The sequence below is a fragment of the Peribacillus sp. FSL R5-0717 genome (genome assembly GCF_038002945.1).
In the GTDB taxonomy this organism is placed as follows: domain Bacteria; phylum Bacillota; class Bacilli; order Bacillales; family DSM-1321; genus Peribacillus; species Peribacillus frigoritolerans.
The window spans coordinates 3,583,040-3,599,179 of sequence record NZ_JBBOOF010000001.1; the positions used below are offsets into that span (position 1 = coordinate 3,583,040).

The 16,140-nt window shown below is 40.7% G+C and carries 16 protein-coding genes and 1 pseudogene; 13 read left to right on the forward strand and 4 right to left on the reverse strand.

Going from position 1 to position 16,140, the window contains the following annotated elements; translation table 11 throughout:
- Window positions 1-91 precede the first annotated feature (91 nt).
- The 10 genes from NYE65_RS17295 (at window position 92) to arsC (ending at window position 10,676) form a co-directional block, all read left to right on the forward strand.
- Window positions 92-973, forward strand: a complete 882-nt coding sequence (locus tag NYE65_RS17295; RefSeq protein ID WP_034315057.1) for a radical SAM/SPASM domain-containing protein — start codon at window positions 92-94, stop codon at window positions 971-973.
- 366 nt (window positions 974-1,339) lie between these two features.
- The gene (locus tag NYE65_RS17300) at window positions 1,340-2,182 is read left to right on the forward strand and encodes a MurR/RpiR family transcriptional regulator (RefSeq protein WP_340861331.1); all 843 of its coding nucleotides are present in this window, start codon (window positions 1,340-1,342) and stop codon (window positions 2,180-2,182) included.
- Between the two features lie 58 nt (window positions 2,183-2,240).
- Window positions 2,241-3,395: a M20 peptidase aminoacylase family protein gene (locus NYE65_RS17305; RefSeq protein ID WP_328176172.1), complete on the forward strand. Its 1,155-nt coding sequence runs from the start codon at window positions 2,241-2,243 to the stop codon at window positions 3,393-3,395.
- The gene (locus tag NYE65_RS17310) at window positions 3,388-4,182 is read left to right on the forward strand and encodes a GNAT family N-acetyltransferase (protein WP_340861332.1); all 795 of its coding nucleotides are present in this window, start codon (window positions 3,388-3,390) and stop codon (window positions 4,180-4,182) included. Before NYE65_RS17305 ends, NYE65_RS17310 begins: the two co-directional genes overlap by 8 nt.
- A gap of 13 nt (window positions 4,183-4,195) precedes the next feature.
- A complete protein-coding gene (menC, locus tag NYE65_RS17315) occupies window positions 4,196-5,308 on the forward strand; it encodes an o-succinylbenzoate synthase (protein WP_340861333.1) in 1,113 nt (370 codons plus the stop codon).
- A gap of 130 nt (window positions 5,309-5,438) precedes the next feature.
- On the forward strand, window positions 5,439-6,518 hold the full coding sequence (locus tag NYE65_RS17320) for a YkvI family membrane protein (RefSeq protein ID WP_340861334.1): 1,080 nt from the start codon (window positions 5,439-5,441) through the stop codon (window positions 6,516-6,518).
- Between the two features lie 163 nt (window positions 6,519-6,681).
- Complete coding sequence (locus tag NYE65_RS17325) at window positions 6,682-8,097, forward strand: SpoVR family protein (RefSeq protein WP_340861335.1); 1,416 nt, start codon at window positions 6,682-6,684, stop codon at window positions 8,095-8,097.
- Window positions 8,098-8,566: 469 nt separating this feature from the next.
- Window positions 8,567-8,908 (forward strand): ArsR/SmtB family transcription factor, encoded by a 342-nt coding sequence (locus NYE65_RS17335; protein ID WP_057275669.1) that lies wholly within the window; start codon window positions 8,567-8,569, stop codon window positions 8,906-8,908.
- Between the two features lie 17 nt (window positions 8,909-8,925).
- Window positions 8,926-10,224 carry an arsenic transporter gene (locus NYE65_RS17340; RefSeq protein WP_095678232.1) on the forward strand — a complete coding sequence of 433 codons (1,299 nt, stop codon included), beginning with the start codon at window positions 8,926-8,928 and terminating at the stop codon, window positions 10,222-10,224.
- Between the two features lie 32 nt (window positions 10,225-10,256).
- Window positions 10,257-10,676, forward strand: coding sequence for an arsenate reductase (thioredoxin) (gene arsC, locus NYE65_RS17345; protein WP_340861336.1), 420 nt, complete (start codon window positions 10,257-10,259; stop codon window positions 10,674-10,676).
- Window positions 10,677-10,758: 82 nt separating this feature from the next.
- Here the strand turns inward: arsC and NYE65_RS17350 are convergent, their stop codons facing one another.
- On the reverse strand, window positions 10,759-11,535 hold the full coding sequence (locus NYE65_RS17350) for a SurA N-terminal domain-containing protein (protein ID WP_063577215.1): 777 nt from the start codon (window positions 11,533-11,535) through the stop codon (window positions 10,759-10,761).
- A 387-nt stretch (window positions 11,536-11,922) separates the two neighbouring features.
- Between NYE65_RS17350 and NYE65_RS17355 the strand changes: the two genes are divergently transcribed.
- From NYE65_RS17355 to NYE65_RS17365, 3 genes and pseudogenes are all read left to right on the forward strand, one after another.
- Window positions 11,923-12,189 carry a hypothetical protein gene (locus NYE65_RS17355; RefSeq protein WP_340861337.1) on the forward strand — a complete coding sequence of 89 codons (267 nt, stop codon included), beginning with the start codon at window positions 11,923-11,925 and terminating at the stop codon, window positions 12,187-12,189.
- A gap of 15 nt (window positions 12,190-12,204) precedes the next feature.
- Window positions 12,205-12,405, forward strand: a pseudogene (locus tag NYE65_RS17360) (HD-GYP domain-containing protein); the annotation flags it as partial.
- Between the two features lie 30 nt (window positions 12,406-12,435).
- Complete coding sequence (locus NYE65_RS17365; RefSeq protein WP_340861338.1) at window positions 12,436-12,663, forward strand: hypothetical protein; 228 nt, start codon at window positions 12,436-12,438, stop codon at window positions 12,661-12,663.
- A gap of 85 nt (window positions 12,664-12,748) precedes the next feature.
- On the opposite strand, the gene NYE65_RS17370 is transcribed toward NYE65_RS17365, so the two are convergent.
- The 3 genes from NYE65_RS17370 to NYE65_RS17380 are packed head-to-tail and all read right to left on the reverse strand — an operon-like array spanning window position 12,749 to window position 15,285.
- Window positions 12,749-13,303: a TVP38/TMEM64 family protein gene (locus NYE65_RS17370; RefSeq protein WP_340861339.1), complete on the reverse strand. Its 555-nt coding sequence runs from the start codon at window positions 13,301-13,303 to the stop codon at window positions 12,749-12,751.
- 1 nt (window position 13,304) lies between these two features.
- Window positions 13,305-13,982: a response regulator transcription factor gene (locus NYE65_RS17375; RefSeq protein ID WP_328176165.1), complete on the reverse strand. Its 678-nt coding sequence runs from the start codon at window positions 13,980-13,982 to the stop codon at window positions 13,305-13,307.
- The gene (locus tag NYE65_RS17380; protein WP_340861340.1) at window positions 13,960-15,285 is read right to left on the reverse strand and encodes a HAMP domain-containing sensor histidine kinase; all 1,326 of its coding nucleotides are present in this window, start codon (window positions 15,283-15,285) and stop codon (window positions 13,960-13,962) included. Before NYE65_RS17380 ends, NYE65_RS17375 begins: the two co-directional genes overlap by 23 nt.
- Window positions 15,286-16,140: the final 855 nt, after the last annotated feature.

Here is a 16,140-nt window from a genome sequence, read left to right on the forward strand (position 1 = left end):
GCCATGAAGTTTTCATTGCATTTATGGGCAGCTAACCAGTATAGTTAGTATCAGATTGAAACAATAAGCTTGATTGTAGGGGTATTAGAAAATGAGAAAGTTTAAGAAAGTTTATGTGGAAATTACGAATATATGTAATTTGAAGTGTAATTTTTGCCCAAGTTCCAGCTTGCAAAGGACCCTTAAATTCATGGATCCCGAAGGGTTTACGGATGTTATCAAGAAAATCAAACCACACACCGATCATATTTATTTTCATCTGATGGGTGAACCGTTTTTAAATAAAAATTTGGGTACATTCCTGGATATCAGTGCTGAAAATGACCTGAAGGTTAATATTACAACGAACGGTACTTTGATTCAAAAGGTCAAAGACAAGCTGCTCTCCAAAAAAGCCCTCCGGCAGGTGAATATTTCACTTCATAGCTTTGAGGCAAACGATACGACCAATAGTCTTGACTCTTATGTCAGTAATATTGCCGATTTTATAAATGAAGCAAATGAAAAAAGTGAAGTGATCTGTGCCATTCGTTTATGGAATATGGATACGGCTGAATTAAAAGCGAGTAATGGCCTGAACGATGATATTCTTAGCATGCTGGAGGAGAAGCTTTCATTGGACATTCGCTTAAGTGAAGCTCTTCAGCAAAAGAATAATATTAAGCTAAGGGACCGGGTTTATATAAACATGGCCGAAAAATTCGAGTGGCCGGAATTGGACCGTGACATTATCGATGAAAATATTTTCTGCTATGCTCTTAGAGATCAGTTAGGTATCTTGGTGGATGGTACAGTCGTACCTTGTTGTTTGGATAGTGAAGGGAAAATACCGCTTGGAAATATATTCGAAACATCACTTGAAGACATTTTAAATGGTGAACGGGCTAAAAATATGTATGATGGTTTCTCAAGAAGATGTGCAGTTGAAGAATTATGTAAACGATGTGGCTACGCAAAGCGTCATAAAAAATAAATGAAGGAAAATTACGGAGTTCATTTCGTGGTTTCAGACTGTAGACAAACTCGATGAAAAATCAGTTTGCCTGCAGTTTTTTTATTAAAGTTCAGGTGATTGCAGAATTCCGCTCCCTTTCCGCCGACTGAAAAGCCATCCTCGAACTCCGAACCCCATCTTATTTCACCAAACTGAAACCATGGAGTCCATCTCTGTTTTTTTGTGCTTGAAGGACATTACCACCATCTTATTATAAAAATTCAGAATATTATTGTTTTATTAAAAGTCCCGTGATAAAATACTCACTATTATTAATGAAGTTTATACTTCATATTGTCATATAAAAAGTATCGGATTCATATCTTGCTTCAGAGGGGATGTTTTATGGATTTACAGCAAAAAGTTAAAGACGTATTCCCTGGTTTATCTACTGGACAAAAAAAGGTAGCAAAATACTTGTTGGTGCATTCACATACATTTGCAGTCACTTCAGCTCAAAATCTCGGAAAAGAGATTGGGGTGAGTGAAACGACCATCATCCGCTTTTGCTATTCATTGGGGTTAAGCGGATTTGCAGAGCTTCAAAACCTTATTCGAAATCAGTTGATATACGAGAGCAGCAGTTTGAATGAATATCATTCTTCAAAACTTGAAGCCGCGAGTCAGCCAAACTTCATGGCTCAGGTGATGGGGCAGGATATCATCAGCATCGAAAAGACCATGAAAAATTTATCAACTGAAGATTTCGCCAAAACAGTCGATAAATTGGCGGCAGCTGACAATGTTTTGATTTCCGGACACCGTTTATCATTTTCGGCAGCACATTGGTTAACCTTTACGCTTAGGCTTGTTAGGGAAGAGGTTCATTTATATCGGCCTGATACTGATGATATATTTTTAATGTTGAATAAAATGACTGAAAATTCCGTTTTTGTAGCCGTTTCATTTCACCGCTATGTTAAAGAGACTGTGAAAATAACCGAAATGGCAAAAAAAGCGGGTGCATTTGTAATTGGGGTTACGGATTCCGAACTGGCTCCGATTGCGGAATACACTGACATTTTATTGCCTATTTCAACACCAAGGACTTCCACGATCGATACGGCACCAGTGTTATTCTCTTTATTGAATAGTTTAGTCGCTGGTGTAACGATTAAGGATGAACAAGGGTTCAAAGAAAGAAAAGCTATATATGATGGGTTCAATCAAGACGATTATTTCTTTTGAGATAAAACATCCATCAGTTGGTGAACATGCCCATTAAACCGGTAAGGGGGAGACAGAAATGGATATCACACAAACTATCGAAAAATTAAGACCGCGTATACTCGATATTTTTGACCATTTACACGCAAATCCAGAAACGAGTTGGAATGAGGTGAATACGACAGCTTTCATTTCAAGTATTTTAACGGGGAATCAGTGTACGGTAAAAACATTCGAGGACTGTACAGGTGTGGTAGGCGAAATCGGGGATGGGGATTTCACGGTCGGATTACGATCGGATATCGATGCACTTTGGCAGGAGGTGCAAGGGACGTTTCAAGCCAATCATTCCTGTGGACACGATGGTCATATGACCTTGGCACTGGGAGTATTCCTTGTATTGAAGGAAATGGGCTTTCGTCCAAGAGGCAAGCTGAAATTCATTTTCCAACCTGCTGAAGAAAAAGGTACGGGCGCCTTGAAGATGATTGAAGAAAAAGTATTGGATAATGTCGATTTCCTTTATGGAGTGCACCTAAGACCGGTTGAGGAAGTGAAAGATGGGCAAGCGGCGCCAGCCATTGTGCATGGAGCCGCTCAGTTCATTAAAGGTGAAATAGCGGGAACTGATGCGCATGGAGCAAGACCGCATCAAGGGCAGAATGCCATCGAGATAGGAGCGGCATTCATCACTTTGTTAAATGGAATCCATCTCAATCCGTCCATCCCTTATTCCGTAAAAATGACGCAGTTTTTTGCTGGCGGCGAAAGTTCCAATATCATCCCGGGGAGAGCCACTTTTTCATTGGATTTACGGGCACAGGATAATGCAGTGATGAAAGAGCTCACCAAAAAGGTGGAAAAGGTTGCAGAATCTTTGGCCATTGTCCATGGAGTCGAAGTGAAACTCGAACCGGGAACCTGTGTTGCTGCAGCAACCGTGAACGATCAAGCCCAGGAAATAATGTCTGAAGCGATAGCCGATACGCTTGGAGAAGAAAATTTGGTAGCGCCTGTCATTACAACAGGAGGAGAGGATTTTCATTTTTATACGTTGAAAAGACCTGAACTCAAAGCGACGATGCTTGGATTGGGCTGTGATTTGGCACCAGGGCTCCATCATCCGAACATGACATTCAACAAAGAAGCTTTGTTATCGGGAATTGAAATCCTGGTCAAAGCCATCATACTCACTTTTGAGAAATATGGAGGGGAGGGCCACTTACATGACTGAAGAATTCATCATAAAATCCCTATCCGGACTAGAGGATCTACAAGAAGTGCAGCGGCTGGAAGCCCTTGTATGGGGCATGGATTGCGTTCCCATCCATCAGACGATTACAGCTGTCAAAAACGGCGGGCTAGTATTAGGCGGCTATATCAATGGCCAGTTAGTCGGGTTTCAGTACAGTTTCCCGGGATTCAAGGACGGAAGGGGATATCTTTGTTCACATATGTTAGCCATCCATCCGGCATATCAAAAGAAGGGCTACGGCAGATTGCTTAAACTTGCACAAAAAGAAGAAGCACTTAAAAAGGGCTACGACTTGATCACATGGACATATGATCCATTGGAAAGTGTGAATGCAAACTTGAATATCGGTAAGCTAAAAGCTGTTTGCTCTACATATATGGAAGATTGTTATGGAAATATGAAGGATACCCTCAATGAAGGACTTTCCACTGATCGATTCATGGTGGAATGGAATATACGGCAGGAAACAAAGGAAGAGACTCCGCTTCCTGATAAAGCCATACACATCGTAACGACAGGAATGAATGACCAAGGCTTTCCTTACATCAAGGATTACCATTTGGAAACCAATGCCGAGGTGATCGCCATCCCCATTCCGACGGATATTCAACAAATCAAAAAATCTGATCTTCGCCTTGCGATTGATTGGCGGTTAAAAACCGGTGAATTATTCAAAGCTCTTTTTGCCAAAGGATATGTTGCAGCCGGGATCGAACGGGAACAAGGTGAAAACATTCAAAACTATTTATTAAAAAAACGAGAATAAGAGGGGAATCGGAATGAAAATAACGGAAGTGCGTTTACGTCATTTAAATATGGATTTGGTAGCTCCCTTTACAACAAGCTTTGGAACGTTTTTGGATAAGGAGTTCATTCTTGTGGAAGTGAAAAATGGAGAGGGACTTTCAGGCTGGGCTGAATCTGTGGCATTTTCAGCACCTTGGTATAACGAAGAAACGATAAAAACCAATTGGACCATGCTGGAGGATTTCCTGATTCCGCTTATATTGGATAAAGAAATAGAGCATCCTCGTGATGTATCGAATATGTTCTCGCATATCCGTAAAAATAATATGGCAAAATCGGCTATCGAGGGAGCCATCTGGGATTTATACGCAAAAGAAAAGAATATCCCTTTAAGTATGGCTTTAGGCGGGGAGCTGGAAAAAATCGATGTTGGGATCAGTATCGGCATCCAAAAAACGGTACCTGAATTACTGGCAAAGATAGAAGCTGGATTGAAGGATGGATATAAAAGAATCAAAATGAAAATTCAACCAGGTTGGGATGTAGACGTAATCAAGGAAGTGCGCAATCGATATCCCGATATCCCGATCATGGCAGATGCAAACTCCGCTTACCGGCTGAAAGACATTGAATTACTCAAACAACTTGATCAATTTGATTTAATGATGATCGAGCAGCCTTTGTCATCGGATGATATTGTCGATCATGCCACATTACAAGCGGAAATCAAAACACCGATTTGCTTGGATGAAAGTATACATTCCGTCGAAGATGCTAGAAAAGCCCTTGAATTGGGAAGCTGTAAAATCATTAATATTAAGATTGGCAGGGTTGGCGGTTTAACGGAAGCAATGAAAATACATGAATTATGTAAAGAAAGGAATGTACCGGTTTGGTGCGGTGGCATGTTGGAATCTGGTGTGGGGCGTGCCCATAATATCGCATTGACAACACTTGATAACTTCACGATGCCTGGTGATACGGCAGCATCCGCGAATTATTGGCATAAAGACATCATCCAACCAGAGGTTACAGTGAATGATGGGGTCATAACCGTTCCAAAAGCGGCAGGCATTGGCTATGAAGTCGATTACACAGCGGTCGATGAATTCACTTCCTATAGTAAAAGATATACAAATAAATAAGAGTTGGAATTAAAGGACCTTCCGGCTTCAAGGGCAATTGCCCTTGAAGCCGGAAGGATGATGAAGAAAGGAAAGATATTCTCATAACTTAAATTGTCAGAATAATCATATAATTAAGGTGGTATTTGATATGAAAAACAGTATAAATCTTGCGGGAGCATATATTGGAATCATCATTGGAGCAGGTTTTGCTTCAGGACAAGAAGTGTTACAGTTCTTCACGAGTTTTGGAATCTACAGTGTATTGGGTATTGTGGTGGCGACAGTTTTATTCGCGTTTTTGGGCATGCAAGTTACCCAGTTGGGGAGCACTCTCCAGACACGTTCCCATAAAAGAATCATCGATCATATTTGCGGCCGCTTTATAGGCAGGGTGGTCGATATTATCATCACGTTTTTCTTGTTTGGCGTTACAGTCATCATGATTGCCGGCTCCGGAACGATTTTTGAGGAGCAATTCGGGATTCCAAGCATGGTCGGTGCAATCGTCATGACGGTGCTCACGATTGGTACGCTTTTACTTAATGTTAATAAAATAATGTCCATCATTAGTGCCGTCACACCGTTTTTATTCGTTATCATGATCATTATTTCAGGTTATTCATTTTTCACATCCAATCTAAGTTTCAATCAAATCATTTCATCTTCAAGTAAAGGAACGGCTGCTACCGGAAATTGGTTGATGGGTTCATTACTTTATGTTTCATATAATATGACTGCCGGAATTGCCATGCTGGCCGTAATGGGCGGGACCTTCAAGAATAAGAAACAGGCTGGAATGGGAGGAATCCTGGGGGGTATCGGATTGGGGATCCTGTTATTTTTGATCAATTTGGGGATGATGTCCGACTTGAAGGGCATAGAAGGCTCTGGTATGCCTACCCTTCATTTAGCGAATCAGATTTCTCCATGGTTGGGATATATCCTATCAATCATCCTTTTAGGAATGATTTATAATACAGCTGTCGGGATGCTGTATGCATTCACCGCCAGGCTGGTGTCTGCGGAAACGAAACGATTTAAATTATCCGTGATTATAGTCGGGATTCTCGCCTTCCTTGCAAGTTTCGTTGGCTTTATTAAATTGGTTGGGACGGTATACCCAATCACAGGATACTTAGGTTTTGTCATCATTGCAGCGCTCATCATTTCCTGGATCCGTTCAAAAATGAAAAAAGAGGCTGTGAATCCGGAATTAGCAAAATTTTAATATCTAAGGGATTGAGTGCAGAACTGCATGAAACATTTGGCCTGACATCTTCTTCACGGAGGAGTTTTTTTTCTGTTATCGAGGACCTTTACTCATGATCACGGCATTTTTCCTCCTTTTTTTCATACATTAGTTTAAAGGCGGAAGACAAGGGGGATATCGGATGAATGAAGCGGAGCAAAAGGCTCTGGAATATGCCATTAGTGAAATTACAGAAATAGCAACGGGGTTCGGGTTGGATTTTTACCCGATGCGCTATGAAATTTGCCCTTCAGAAATCATTTATACATTTGGTGCCTACGGGATGCCGACCCGTTTTTCTCATTGGAGCTTTGGAAAGCAATTTCATAAAATGAAGCTGCAGTACGACTTTGGATTAAGTAAAATCTATGAACTGGTCATTAACTCTGATCCTTGTTACGCTTTTCTGCTGGACTCCAATTCACTTGTACAAAATAAATTGATTGTTGCCCACGTTTTGGCGCATTGTGACTTCTTTAAGAATAATATACGTTTCAATAATACCAAGAGGGATATGGTAGAAAGTATGTCGGCAACGGCAGAAAGAATCCGTGAATATGAAATCCTGCATGGCAAAAAGGAAGTGGAAACCTTCCTGGATGCACTTTTAGCCATTGAAGAACATATCGATCCGTCGCTGATGAGACCGAAGCTTGCCTGGACGATGGAAGATGAGGAAGAAGAAGAGGAAATAAAACCGACAGCCACACAATACGATGATTTATGGAATCTTGATAATAAGGATAAACCGCAGAAATCCAACATTAAAAAAAGAAAAAAATTCCCGCCAAGGCCAGAAAAGGATATTATGCTTTTCATAGAACAGTACAGCAGGGATTTAACCGATTGGCAGCGGGATATCATGACGATGATCAGGGAAGAGATGCTGTATTTCTGGCCGCAGCTGGAAACGAAAATCATGAACGAAGGCTGGGCATCCTACTGGCATCAGCGCATTATCCGTGAATTGGATCTAACCTCAGGGGAAGCCATTGAATTCGCGAAACTGAACGCAGGTGTCGTGCAGCCTTCACGGACCAGCATCAATCCTTATTATCTTGGATTGAAAGTGCTTGAAGATATTGAAGAACGCTATGATAATCCGACCGAAGAAATGATCAGGCTCGGCGTCAAGCCAGGATCTGGCCGGGAAAAGATGTTCGAGGTCAGGGAAATCGAATCGGATATTTCCTTTCTCCGCAATTATTTGACGAAGGACCTGGTCATGCGGGAGGATATGTACCTATTCCAAAAGCAGGGCAAGGATTATAAAATCGTCGATAAGGCATGGGAACATGTTCGTGATCAACTCGTGAGCATGAGGGTTAACGGAGGTTTCCCTTATATCACAGTTAACGATGGGGACTTCATGCGTAATGGGGAACTTTATCTAAAACATTGGTATGAAGATATTGAGCTGGATCTGAAATATCTCGAAAAAGTCATGCCATATATCCATCAGCTTTGGGGCCGCTCCGTGCATATGGAATCAGTCATAGAAGGAAAAGAAGTCCTGTTTTCCTATGATGGAAAAGGCATTCACCGTAAATATTTATAAAGCTGAAAACTGCCGGTCACTCGGCAGTTTTCTTGTTTTTGTCTCATTAAAGATTTACGGAAGGGCACCTACATTTGTTCCGTGGTGGCTTATCTCACAGGGGATGTAGAGGGGGCAAAAGAAGTACACTTGGAACTGCCTGAAACAGGAGTTTGCAGTGTGAATCTTGCATCTAATTCCTGCGATTCTGATATTCCTGCAACTGAAACAAACGATCGTTCTTGCTGTGGCAGCCCCGTTCTAGCAAGATTGGAAATGAAAAATAATTCCTGTTGTGAATGAAATAGAAGGACCAGTCTGAAACAAGGCTGGTCTTTTATAATTTCTTTGAAGTGCTGAATATTAAAGTAAGGAAATTATATGGTTGAATATTTAATGGTTGATTAAATAAGAATATGCTTATACAATAATGTTGAATAATCACATAAGCATATACTTATTTGATTTGGGCCAGGAGGGATGAAAGGCAATGAATGGCGCGTTGGATATAGAAACCACGGCAAACATTCTTAAATTATTAGGCGATAAAACCCGTTTGACCATGATTAAGATCATGTCTGAGCATGAATGCTGTGTCTGTGAATTTGTGGATCTATTCGAGATGAGCCAGCCGGCTATAAGCCAACATTTACGAAAGTTGAAAGATAGCGGAATTGTGAATGAAGCGAGAAGGGGACAATGGATATTCTACTCTTTAAACCAATCATCCTCTTATTACTCATTTATTCAAACGGTCATCAAGGACTTGCCGAGTCAAAACTTTAAATTAGAAGAATTAACAGCACAAGGAAAACGGATTTGTTGTGACTAACGAGGAGGAGAACATCAGTGGGTACAGTTATATTAGCTAGTATCATCTTTTTGCTGACGTTGACATTCGTCATCTGGCAACCCAAGGGATTGTCAATCGGCTGGTCAGCATGCGGGGGGGCGGTACTTGCCTTACTATTTGGGGTTGTTGACTTCAACGATGTAATTACTGTTACAGGTATTGTATGGAACGCGACGTTGGCGTTCATTGCTATTATCATAATTTCTTTGATTTTAGATGAAATTGGTTTCTTTGAATGGGCAGCCCTGCATATGGCTAGAGCGGCTAAGGGAAATGGAGTAAGGATGTTTGTGTATGTGAGCATTCTCGGTGCTCTAGTCGCTGCGTTCTTTGCAAATGACGGAGCCGCTCTCATTTTAACTCCGATTGTATTGGCGATGGTTCGAAACTTGAAGTTAGAAGAGAGAATGATCTTCCCATTTATCATCGCGAGTGGGTTTATTGCAGACACTACATCCTTACCGCTTGTGGTAAGTAATCTGGTCAACATTGTTTCTGCTGACTTTTTTGATATCGGATTTATTGAGTTCGCATCTAGAATGATCGTTCCCAACCTATTTTCATTAGCAGCAAGCATCCTGGTATTATATTTGTACTTCAGAAAGAGCATTCCGAAGAATTATGATATGGCTCAATTGAAGAAGCCAGTCGATGCCATACGGGATGTGAAAATGTTTCGCCTGTCTGGGATTGTTTTAGGCATTCTGTTGGTAGGCTACTTTATCAGTGAATTTTTGAACATTCCTGTATCCATCATTGCAGGTGTCATCGCCATATTCTTCTTGTTTATGGCAAGACGAAGTCCAGCTGTAAATACCAAGACCGTTGTAAAGGGCGCACCATGGGCGATTGTGTTTTTCTCCATTGGAATGTATGTCGTGGTGTATGGATTGAGAAACGTTGGATTGACGAACATTTTAGCTGACCTTATACAAGTAACAGCTGATCAAGGATTATTCGCTGCTACTGTCGGGATGGGATTCATCGCAGCCATTCTTTCATCGCTTATGAATAACATGCCGACGGTCATGATAGACGCTCTTGCCATTTCCGACACCCATACAACTGGAGCAATAAGAGAAGCCTTGATTTATGCAAATGTCATCGGTTCGGACTTGGGCCCGAAAATTACACCGATTGGTTCTTTGGCTACGTTATTGTGGCTGCATGTTCTTTCATTAAAAGGCGTGAAAATCTCATGGGGAACTTACTTTAAAACGGGAATCATCTTAACCATCCCAACATTGTTCATCACATTGGCCGGCTTATATATATGGCTGCAAATTATTCATTAAACCTTACTTTACAAACAAAGGAGAGAAACCGCATGGCTAAGAAAACGCTATACTTTTTATGTACTGGCAATTCTTGCAGAAGCCAAATGGCAGAAGCATGGGGGAAGAAATATTTAGGTGACGAATGGCAAGTGTTTAGTGCAGGAATCGAGGCCCATGGGTTAAATCCCAAAGCAGTGAAAGCAATGAATGAAGTTGGATTGGACATCTCCAATCAAACATCGGATATCATTGACCCAGATATATTGAATAATGCTGATTTTGTCGTTACATTATGTGGCGATGCGGCTGACAAATGTCCTATGACACCATCGCATGTTAAACGTGAACATTGGGGCTTTGATGACCCGGCAAAAGCGGAAGGAACAAATGAAGAGAAATGGGCAACCTTCCAACGTGTTCGAGATGAAATAGGTGAAAGAATTGCTCGTTTCTCTAGAACTGGTGAATAAATAATTGAAAAGGCGTGGATGTTAGCAGGCGGACCAAAGACCATAAAGAAAGAGCTGCCAAATTAGGCAGCTCTTTTCATCATTAAATCTTAATATCGACCTTAGCATTTTTCTGAAGTTCTTCGACATGCTTCACAAGCTTTTCTTGTTTCTTTTGCTGCTCTAGTTGTTCCTTGATTTGCGGCTTCATTTCTTCGAGTTTCTGTACCTTCTGTCCGCTTGTTTTAGCTTGCTCCGCAACCTGGTCGTAATACTTTTGGATTTCTTCATCAGTTGCTTCTTCTACTTTAATCTCTTTTTCAACGTACTTCGTATATGGGATGTTCTCTGCGATCTGGGCATTCAGCATTTCCGAATTCAGACCTGCTTGTTTCAATGCCGCCTTGAATTTCTCTTCACTCTCATATTGCTTCTTGATTTCGGCAAGTTGCTTTTCAATTTCAGCCTTGGAGGCTGTGTAGCCCTTTTTATCAGCTGCTTGAAGCAGCAATTTTTGCCCCACTAAAGAGTTGAGCGTTTGCTCTTTAATTTGTTTGGCGCCCTCCTTGGATGTTGGGTCTTGTCCGAATTGCTGCATCTGCATTTGTGTGGTGGATAACACGGTATTATATTCCGCACCTGAAATTTTTTCGTCATTGACGATGGCTACCGTTTTCTTTTCATCAACCTTTTGCTTGTCTAGTTTCTTTTGCATTTCTTCCATCTGTTTTTGCTGTTCCTCAGTTGCTTTAGCCGTTTCTTTCTCAGTTGTTTTAGTCTCTTTCTCGTCATTTTTCTTATCAGCTTCATCGTTCGAACCACAAGCCGTTAGAACAACTGCCAATAATCCAATGATGATTGGGTACAATAGTTTCTTCATATTTCAGTCTCCTCTCGAATTCAATGCTAAAAAATCATCTAATGCGCATTATAAAGGAATTTCCCATTAAAACACAATAAATTCATTCTTTTTTCCAGAAAACAGGAAGATAGTATAGGCATTATCTCATTATATAAGTGTAACATTCGCAGAAATGAACCCATTTACCCTTCGTCATGCAATATGTTTAAAGGAATGCGAAGGCTGATCCTGTTACAGTCAGAAACTAATCCATCTCTTACTCACAAAACGATGCTTAGTAACTATTGTATATAAAACTTGTATGGTATTATATACCTTATCATCCGGGTGCAGTTCATTTAACCTATCTTCCAAATCATGAACGGAGTGAGCCGTGACAATGAGAATAGTGACTAAGAGACAGAGTTGGAAATCCAGCAGATTATTGGAGGTATAGATTTTGAAAGGGAAATCAAGGCTGTCATGCGAATTGGCAGGGTATTCCAGGAACAGCATCATTGGGTTCAAATTGAAGCGCATTTATTGAGAGTTCAAAACCTGACCAAGCAGCTTGTTATCGTTCATAATCGAAGATGCCAGCTGGAACTATCTAAAAGCTATATGAATCATATCGTCCATTCAAGTGTTGTGCATGATATCAGGAAAGCGGAGATTCCTGAGGGGATTTTATAAAAATCTGGCCCGTTATCCCCATATGAACGAAAAATCATCGAGATGCATCCGTTAATGGGATCCGATTTTTTGAATAAGATTTCAAGGGAAATAAACAATGATGTGATCAGCAGCCTGGAAGTGGCTGAAACCATCATCCCCCATCATCATGAAAAATGGGATGGAACGGGATATCCCCACCGTTTGAAAGGGGAGGAAATCCCATTGGAAGCTTGAATCGTAGCCATTGTGGATGTGTTTGATGCATTGACCAGCAGAAGGCCGTATAAAGACTCCTGGTCAGTGGAGCGGGCATTATCTTTCATAAACGAACAAAAAGGAAAGCATTTCGACCCATACATCGTGATGTCTTTCTTTTGCCATTTTGATGAAAAGGCGGCGCAGAAAAAAGGCTGGATACCATTCGCAGCACAGGGATATAGTAAACAGCTAACTCGTCGCCTTCTGGATCTGGTCGTTAACCCTTGGAGATAAAGGGTTAACGATTCTTGAAAAAAATAAGGAGTTTGTAAAATGGTAAATGAATCGTTTCAATTTACCAAAAAAATAGTGAAGCTCTTTACTCCCTTTCTTTTTTCTTATTTCTATTAAAATGATAAACGACTGAGATTACGAGAATCAACAGTATCAAAACAATCCTTATATCGTCCGATGCCTTTAATACCTGTGTTACCGAATATGCCTCGACAAGGAGGGCAGGCAGTTTTCCGATGGATGTCGCGAGGAAGAAAATCATCATTCCCGTCTTGCTTAATGCTGCTGTAAGGTTGATTGCGCCGGATGGTATAAAGGGAAGGAGCCTAAGCATCAGGATCATCCAAAATGAATGAAACCCTTGTGACTTTTGCAGCTTCTTGACCCACCGGTTCTTCATGAACTTGGGTTTGAGTGTTTGAAAGCCCTTACGATATAACCAAAAGCTGACCACTGCACCGGCAATTTCTCCCATGTAAGAAAGGATCAATCCCTTTTCAAATCCAAATACGCTGATATTGGCGGCCGTGATAAATACACTTGGAATAAAACCAAGCACGCTGATCAATATATTGAATACTAAACTTACAGCAATGGAGAAAGGGCCGCTGGATAGTAATGTCTCTGAAATGAAATTCATATCAAACCACAGTACTCCATTTATACCCGATGCCCCAGACCGTTTTCAAATGTTGATCTGCTGGAAAACCGGCATGACGCAATTTCTCTCTAATATTTCGAATATGGGAATCGATTGTCCGATCTTCGGTATCCGTTTTAAATCCCCATATGGTCGAAAGCAGGTGGTCTCTGGAATACACTTGATCTGGGGATTTTAAAAACAAGCACAGCAGTGAGAACTCTTTCGGTGTAAATGGAATTGTTTTGATATCATAATGTGCTTCATAAGCGGATTCATTTAATTTTAGCCCCCTAAAGGTCAAAGAATCATCCTGATTATGCACCCGCCGCGTCACTGCTTCTATTCTGGCAAGTAAAACATCTTCATGAAAGGGTTTCGTAATATAATCATCTGCACCCTTTTTCAACCCTTTCACCATATCTTGTGCAGCATCCCGGGCTGTGAGCATGATTATGGGAATGCTGGAAAACGCACGGATCCTTTCGCACGTTTCCCACCCATCCATCTCAGGCATCATTACATCAAGAAGTACTATGTCAGCATGTTCATGCGCTAAGAATTGTATGGCTTCATGTCCAGATTTCATCTTCAGGCATGTATATCCGTGAGGTTTAATGTATAGCTCTAATAGATCAAGCATTCTCTGTTCATCATCAACCAGAACTACTGTCTTCATTTGTTATCTCCTTAAATGTGATAGTGAAGCACGTTCCTTGCTCCAAGTTACTTTTAACCGAAATGGTTCCACCTTGTATCTCCACTAATTGCTTGACGATGGAGAGCCCCAATCCGAAACCGCCGGTATCTCTGGCGCGTGATTTCTCGACACGATATAAACGATCAAAGATATGGGGGACATCTTCAGGTGGAATGCCAACCCCTTGATCGATTATGGAGATGGAAATCCAGCCATTGCATTCAGTGGCTTTGATGGTGGTGACTGTATATTCGTTCGAGTACTTCAGCGCATTATCCAACAGGTTAAGAATGACTTGCTCAAACCGTGAGGGATCTATAGCTATAAATAAATCATCCTTGCATTCCAGATCCAATTGAATTCTTTCATTTGCAAAAGCCGGTAACACTTTTTCATGAATGTTTTGCAGGAATGAAGAGAGCTGGACGATTTCTTTTGATATGGTGAATGTATTTACATCCATTCTAGCCATATTGAATAGTTCGTCCAATAATCTGTTTAATCGTTCGGATTCATCATGGATGATCTCTAAGTATCTTGTTCGTTCGGATGCATCCAAATCTTTCCGGCGGGTTATATCAGCATATCCCTTGATATAAGTTAGCGGCGTGCGCAGTTCATGGGAGATACTTGCCAAAAATTCATTGCGTTCCTTCTTTAAATAGTTCAATTCATTAGCCAACCTTTGAATGGATTGGGCAAGCTCCCCGAGTTCATCATGAGATCGTACCGGCACAGCCACTGAAAAATTCCCTTTGCTGAGTTTGGTTGTCGCTTCCTTCATCGAAATAAGCGGTCTAGTCAAAGCCTTTGATAGAAAATAGATGGTGATAAGCATGAATAAAAGGAGCAATGCAGTCGCAAAAAGGAAATGCCTATTAAGTTGTGCGATTAAATCCTCAACATCTCTAGTATCTTTGAACATATAAACATAGCCTTTTTTTTCTTTATCACTGATAAATGGCGTAACGGTGGCTATATATCTTTCATCCTTCCAACTTGATTGGAGGACCATACCTTTTCGAGGTACTTGGGAGATGTTTTTTGCCAAGATTTTGTTCATTCCCCCATTTACCTGTGCGGAAGATATCAGAATATCTCCTTTTGTATTAGTAATCACGACATCTGTATCGGTATGGTATTCCATCAAGCCGATATGCTTAAGGGTAGAGTCGGAATACGTGATTTCCAACACATCACGATGACTATTGCCACGGGCCTTCAGTGATTCCAATTCTTGAATGATACGGGAATGGATCACTTTATTATGCAAGTAAATCATGGAGACGGTTTCCATCAAAAAAATGCAAATAAATATAGATAGTCCGAGTTTAAAGGAGATTTTCAGGATTATTCACCTTCTTATTGAATAAAGTCAGTTTAGCGAAAAAGTATGAAGAAAGTATGCAGATTTTTTCAATTTCTTCGCATCTATTAAACAACGATAATCCGAATGATGACTTGTTGCAAGAGAGACCATCCGTTTAATGGGCCAAAATTGTCATTTTTTTTAAGTCCTGTGTAGGGGGGAATCAGGTAGTATTTAGCCACTCCTCCCCATAAACATATACGTAGGATTGCTATGCGGCAACCGTGGAAAAACATAAGTTTCCACGCGAAACCATTAGACATAACACTTTTCGAAGTTGTTACTAATTATTCATATAGAACTTATTTTAAGTACACCTCTAACGTGAAATGGACCGTTTCTTTATTTAGTTTATAAAAATGTTTTGTATTAAGGAAACATTTTGTCGTGAATGAATACTATGTAAAAAAGGAGCTGATCCATATGAATTGTACAAACCGTACGCAGAAAAAAATAATGGCATATTCCGCATTATTCAAAAAAATGGGCATTCTCAATGAAGAGGAATACAAAAATATCGCAAAGACCTTTCAATCAAAGGGTTGAGGAAGTGTCCCTTGGGTATTCATAAACTTTTATCCTGCAGTATACGGTCTGTAAAACCCCCGCCTTTCAATCTTAGAAAAGGAGGGGGACTGCAGACTATTAGGATATCAAGGAGGTGTAGGCGATGTTGTCAATTTGTCCGGTTCTAAGTCTATCGATCTTTTTGGTGGCTGCACCCAGCTGGTTGAATTGATTTACCTTAAGTTTGAAAATTACATAAAC

Coding starts and splice junctions, on each gene's coding strand:
- NYE65_RS17370 (WP_340861339.1), bottom strand. CDS start 13,303: ATGAATTTCATTTCAGAGACATTACTATCCAGCGGCCCTTTCTCCATT.
- NYE65_RS17305 (WP_328176172.1), top strand. CDS start 2,241: ATGGATATCACACAAACTATCGAAAAATTAAGACCGCGTATACTCGAT.
- NYE65_RS17310 (WP_340861332.1), top strand. CDS start 3,388: ATGACTGAAGAATTCATCATAAAATCCCTATCCGGACTAGAGGATCTA.
- NYE65_RS17295 (WP_034315057.1), top strand. CDS start 92: ATGAGAAAGTTTAAGAAAGTTTATGTGGAAATTACGAATATATGTAAT.
- NYE65_RS17320 (WP_340861334.1), top strand. CDS start 5,439: ATGAAAAACAGTATAAATCTTGCGGGAGCATATATTGGAATCATCATT.
- NYE65_RS17350 (WP_063577215.1), bottom strand. CDS start 11,535: ATGAAGAAACTATTGTACCCAATCATCATTGGATTATTGGCAGTTGTT.
- NYE65_RS17325 (WP_340861335.1), top strand. CDS start 6,682: ATGAATGAAGCGGAGCAAAAGGCTCTGGAATATGCCATTAGTGAAATT.
- NYE65_RS17375 (WP_328176165.1), bottom strand. CDS start 13,982: ATGAAGACAGTAGTTCTGGTTGATGATGAACAGAGAATGCTTGATCTA.
- arsC (WP_340861336.1), top strand. CDS start 10,257: ATGGCTAAGAAAACGCTATACTTTTTATGTACTGGCAATTCTTGCAGA.
- NYE65_RS17380 (WP_340861340.1), bottom strand. CDS start 15,285: ATGATTTACTTGCATAATAAAGTGATCCATTCCCGTATCATTCAAGAA.
- menC (WP_340861333.1), top strand. CDS start 4,196: ATGAAAATAACGGAAGTGCGTTTACGTCATTTAAATATGGATTTGGTA.
- NYE65_RS17300 (WP_340861331.1), top strand. CDS start 1,340: ATGGATTTACAGCAAAAAGTTAAAGACGTATTCCCTGGTTTATCTACT.
- NYE65_RS17335 (WP_057275669.1), top strand. CDS start 8,567: ATGAATGGCGCGTTGGATATAGAAACCACGGCAAACATTCTTAAATTA.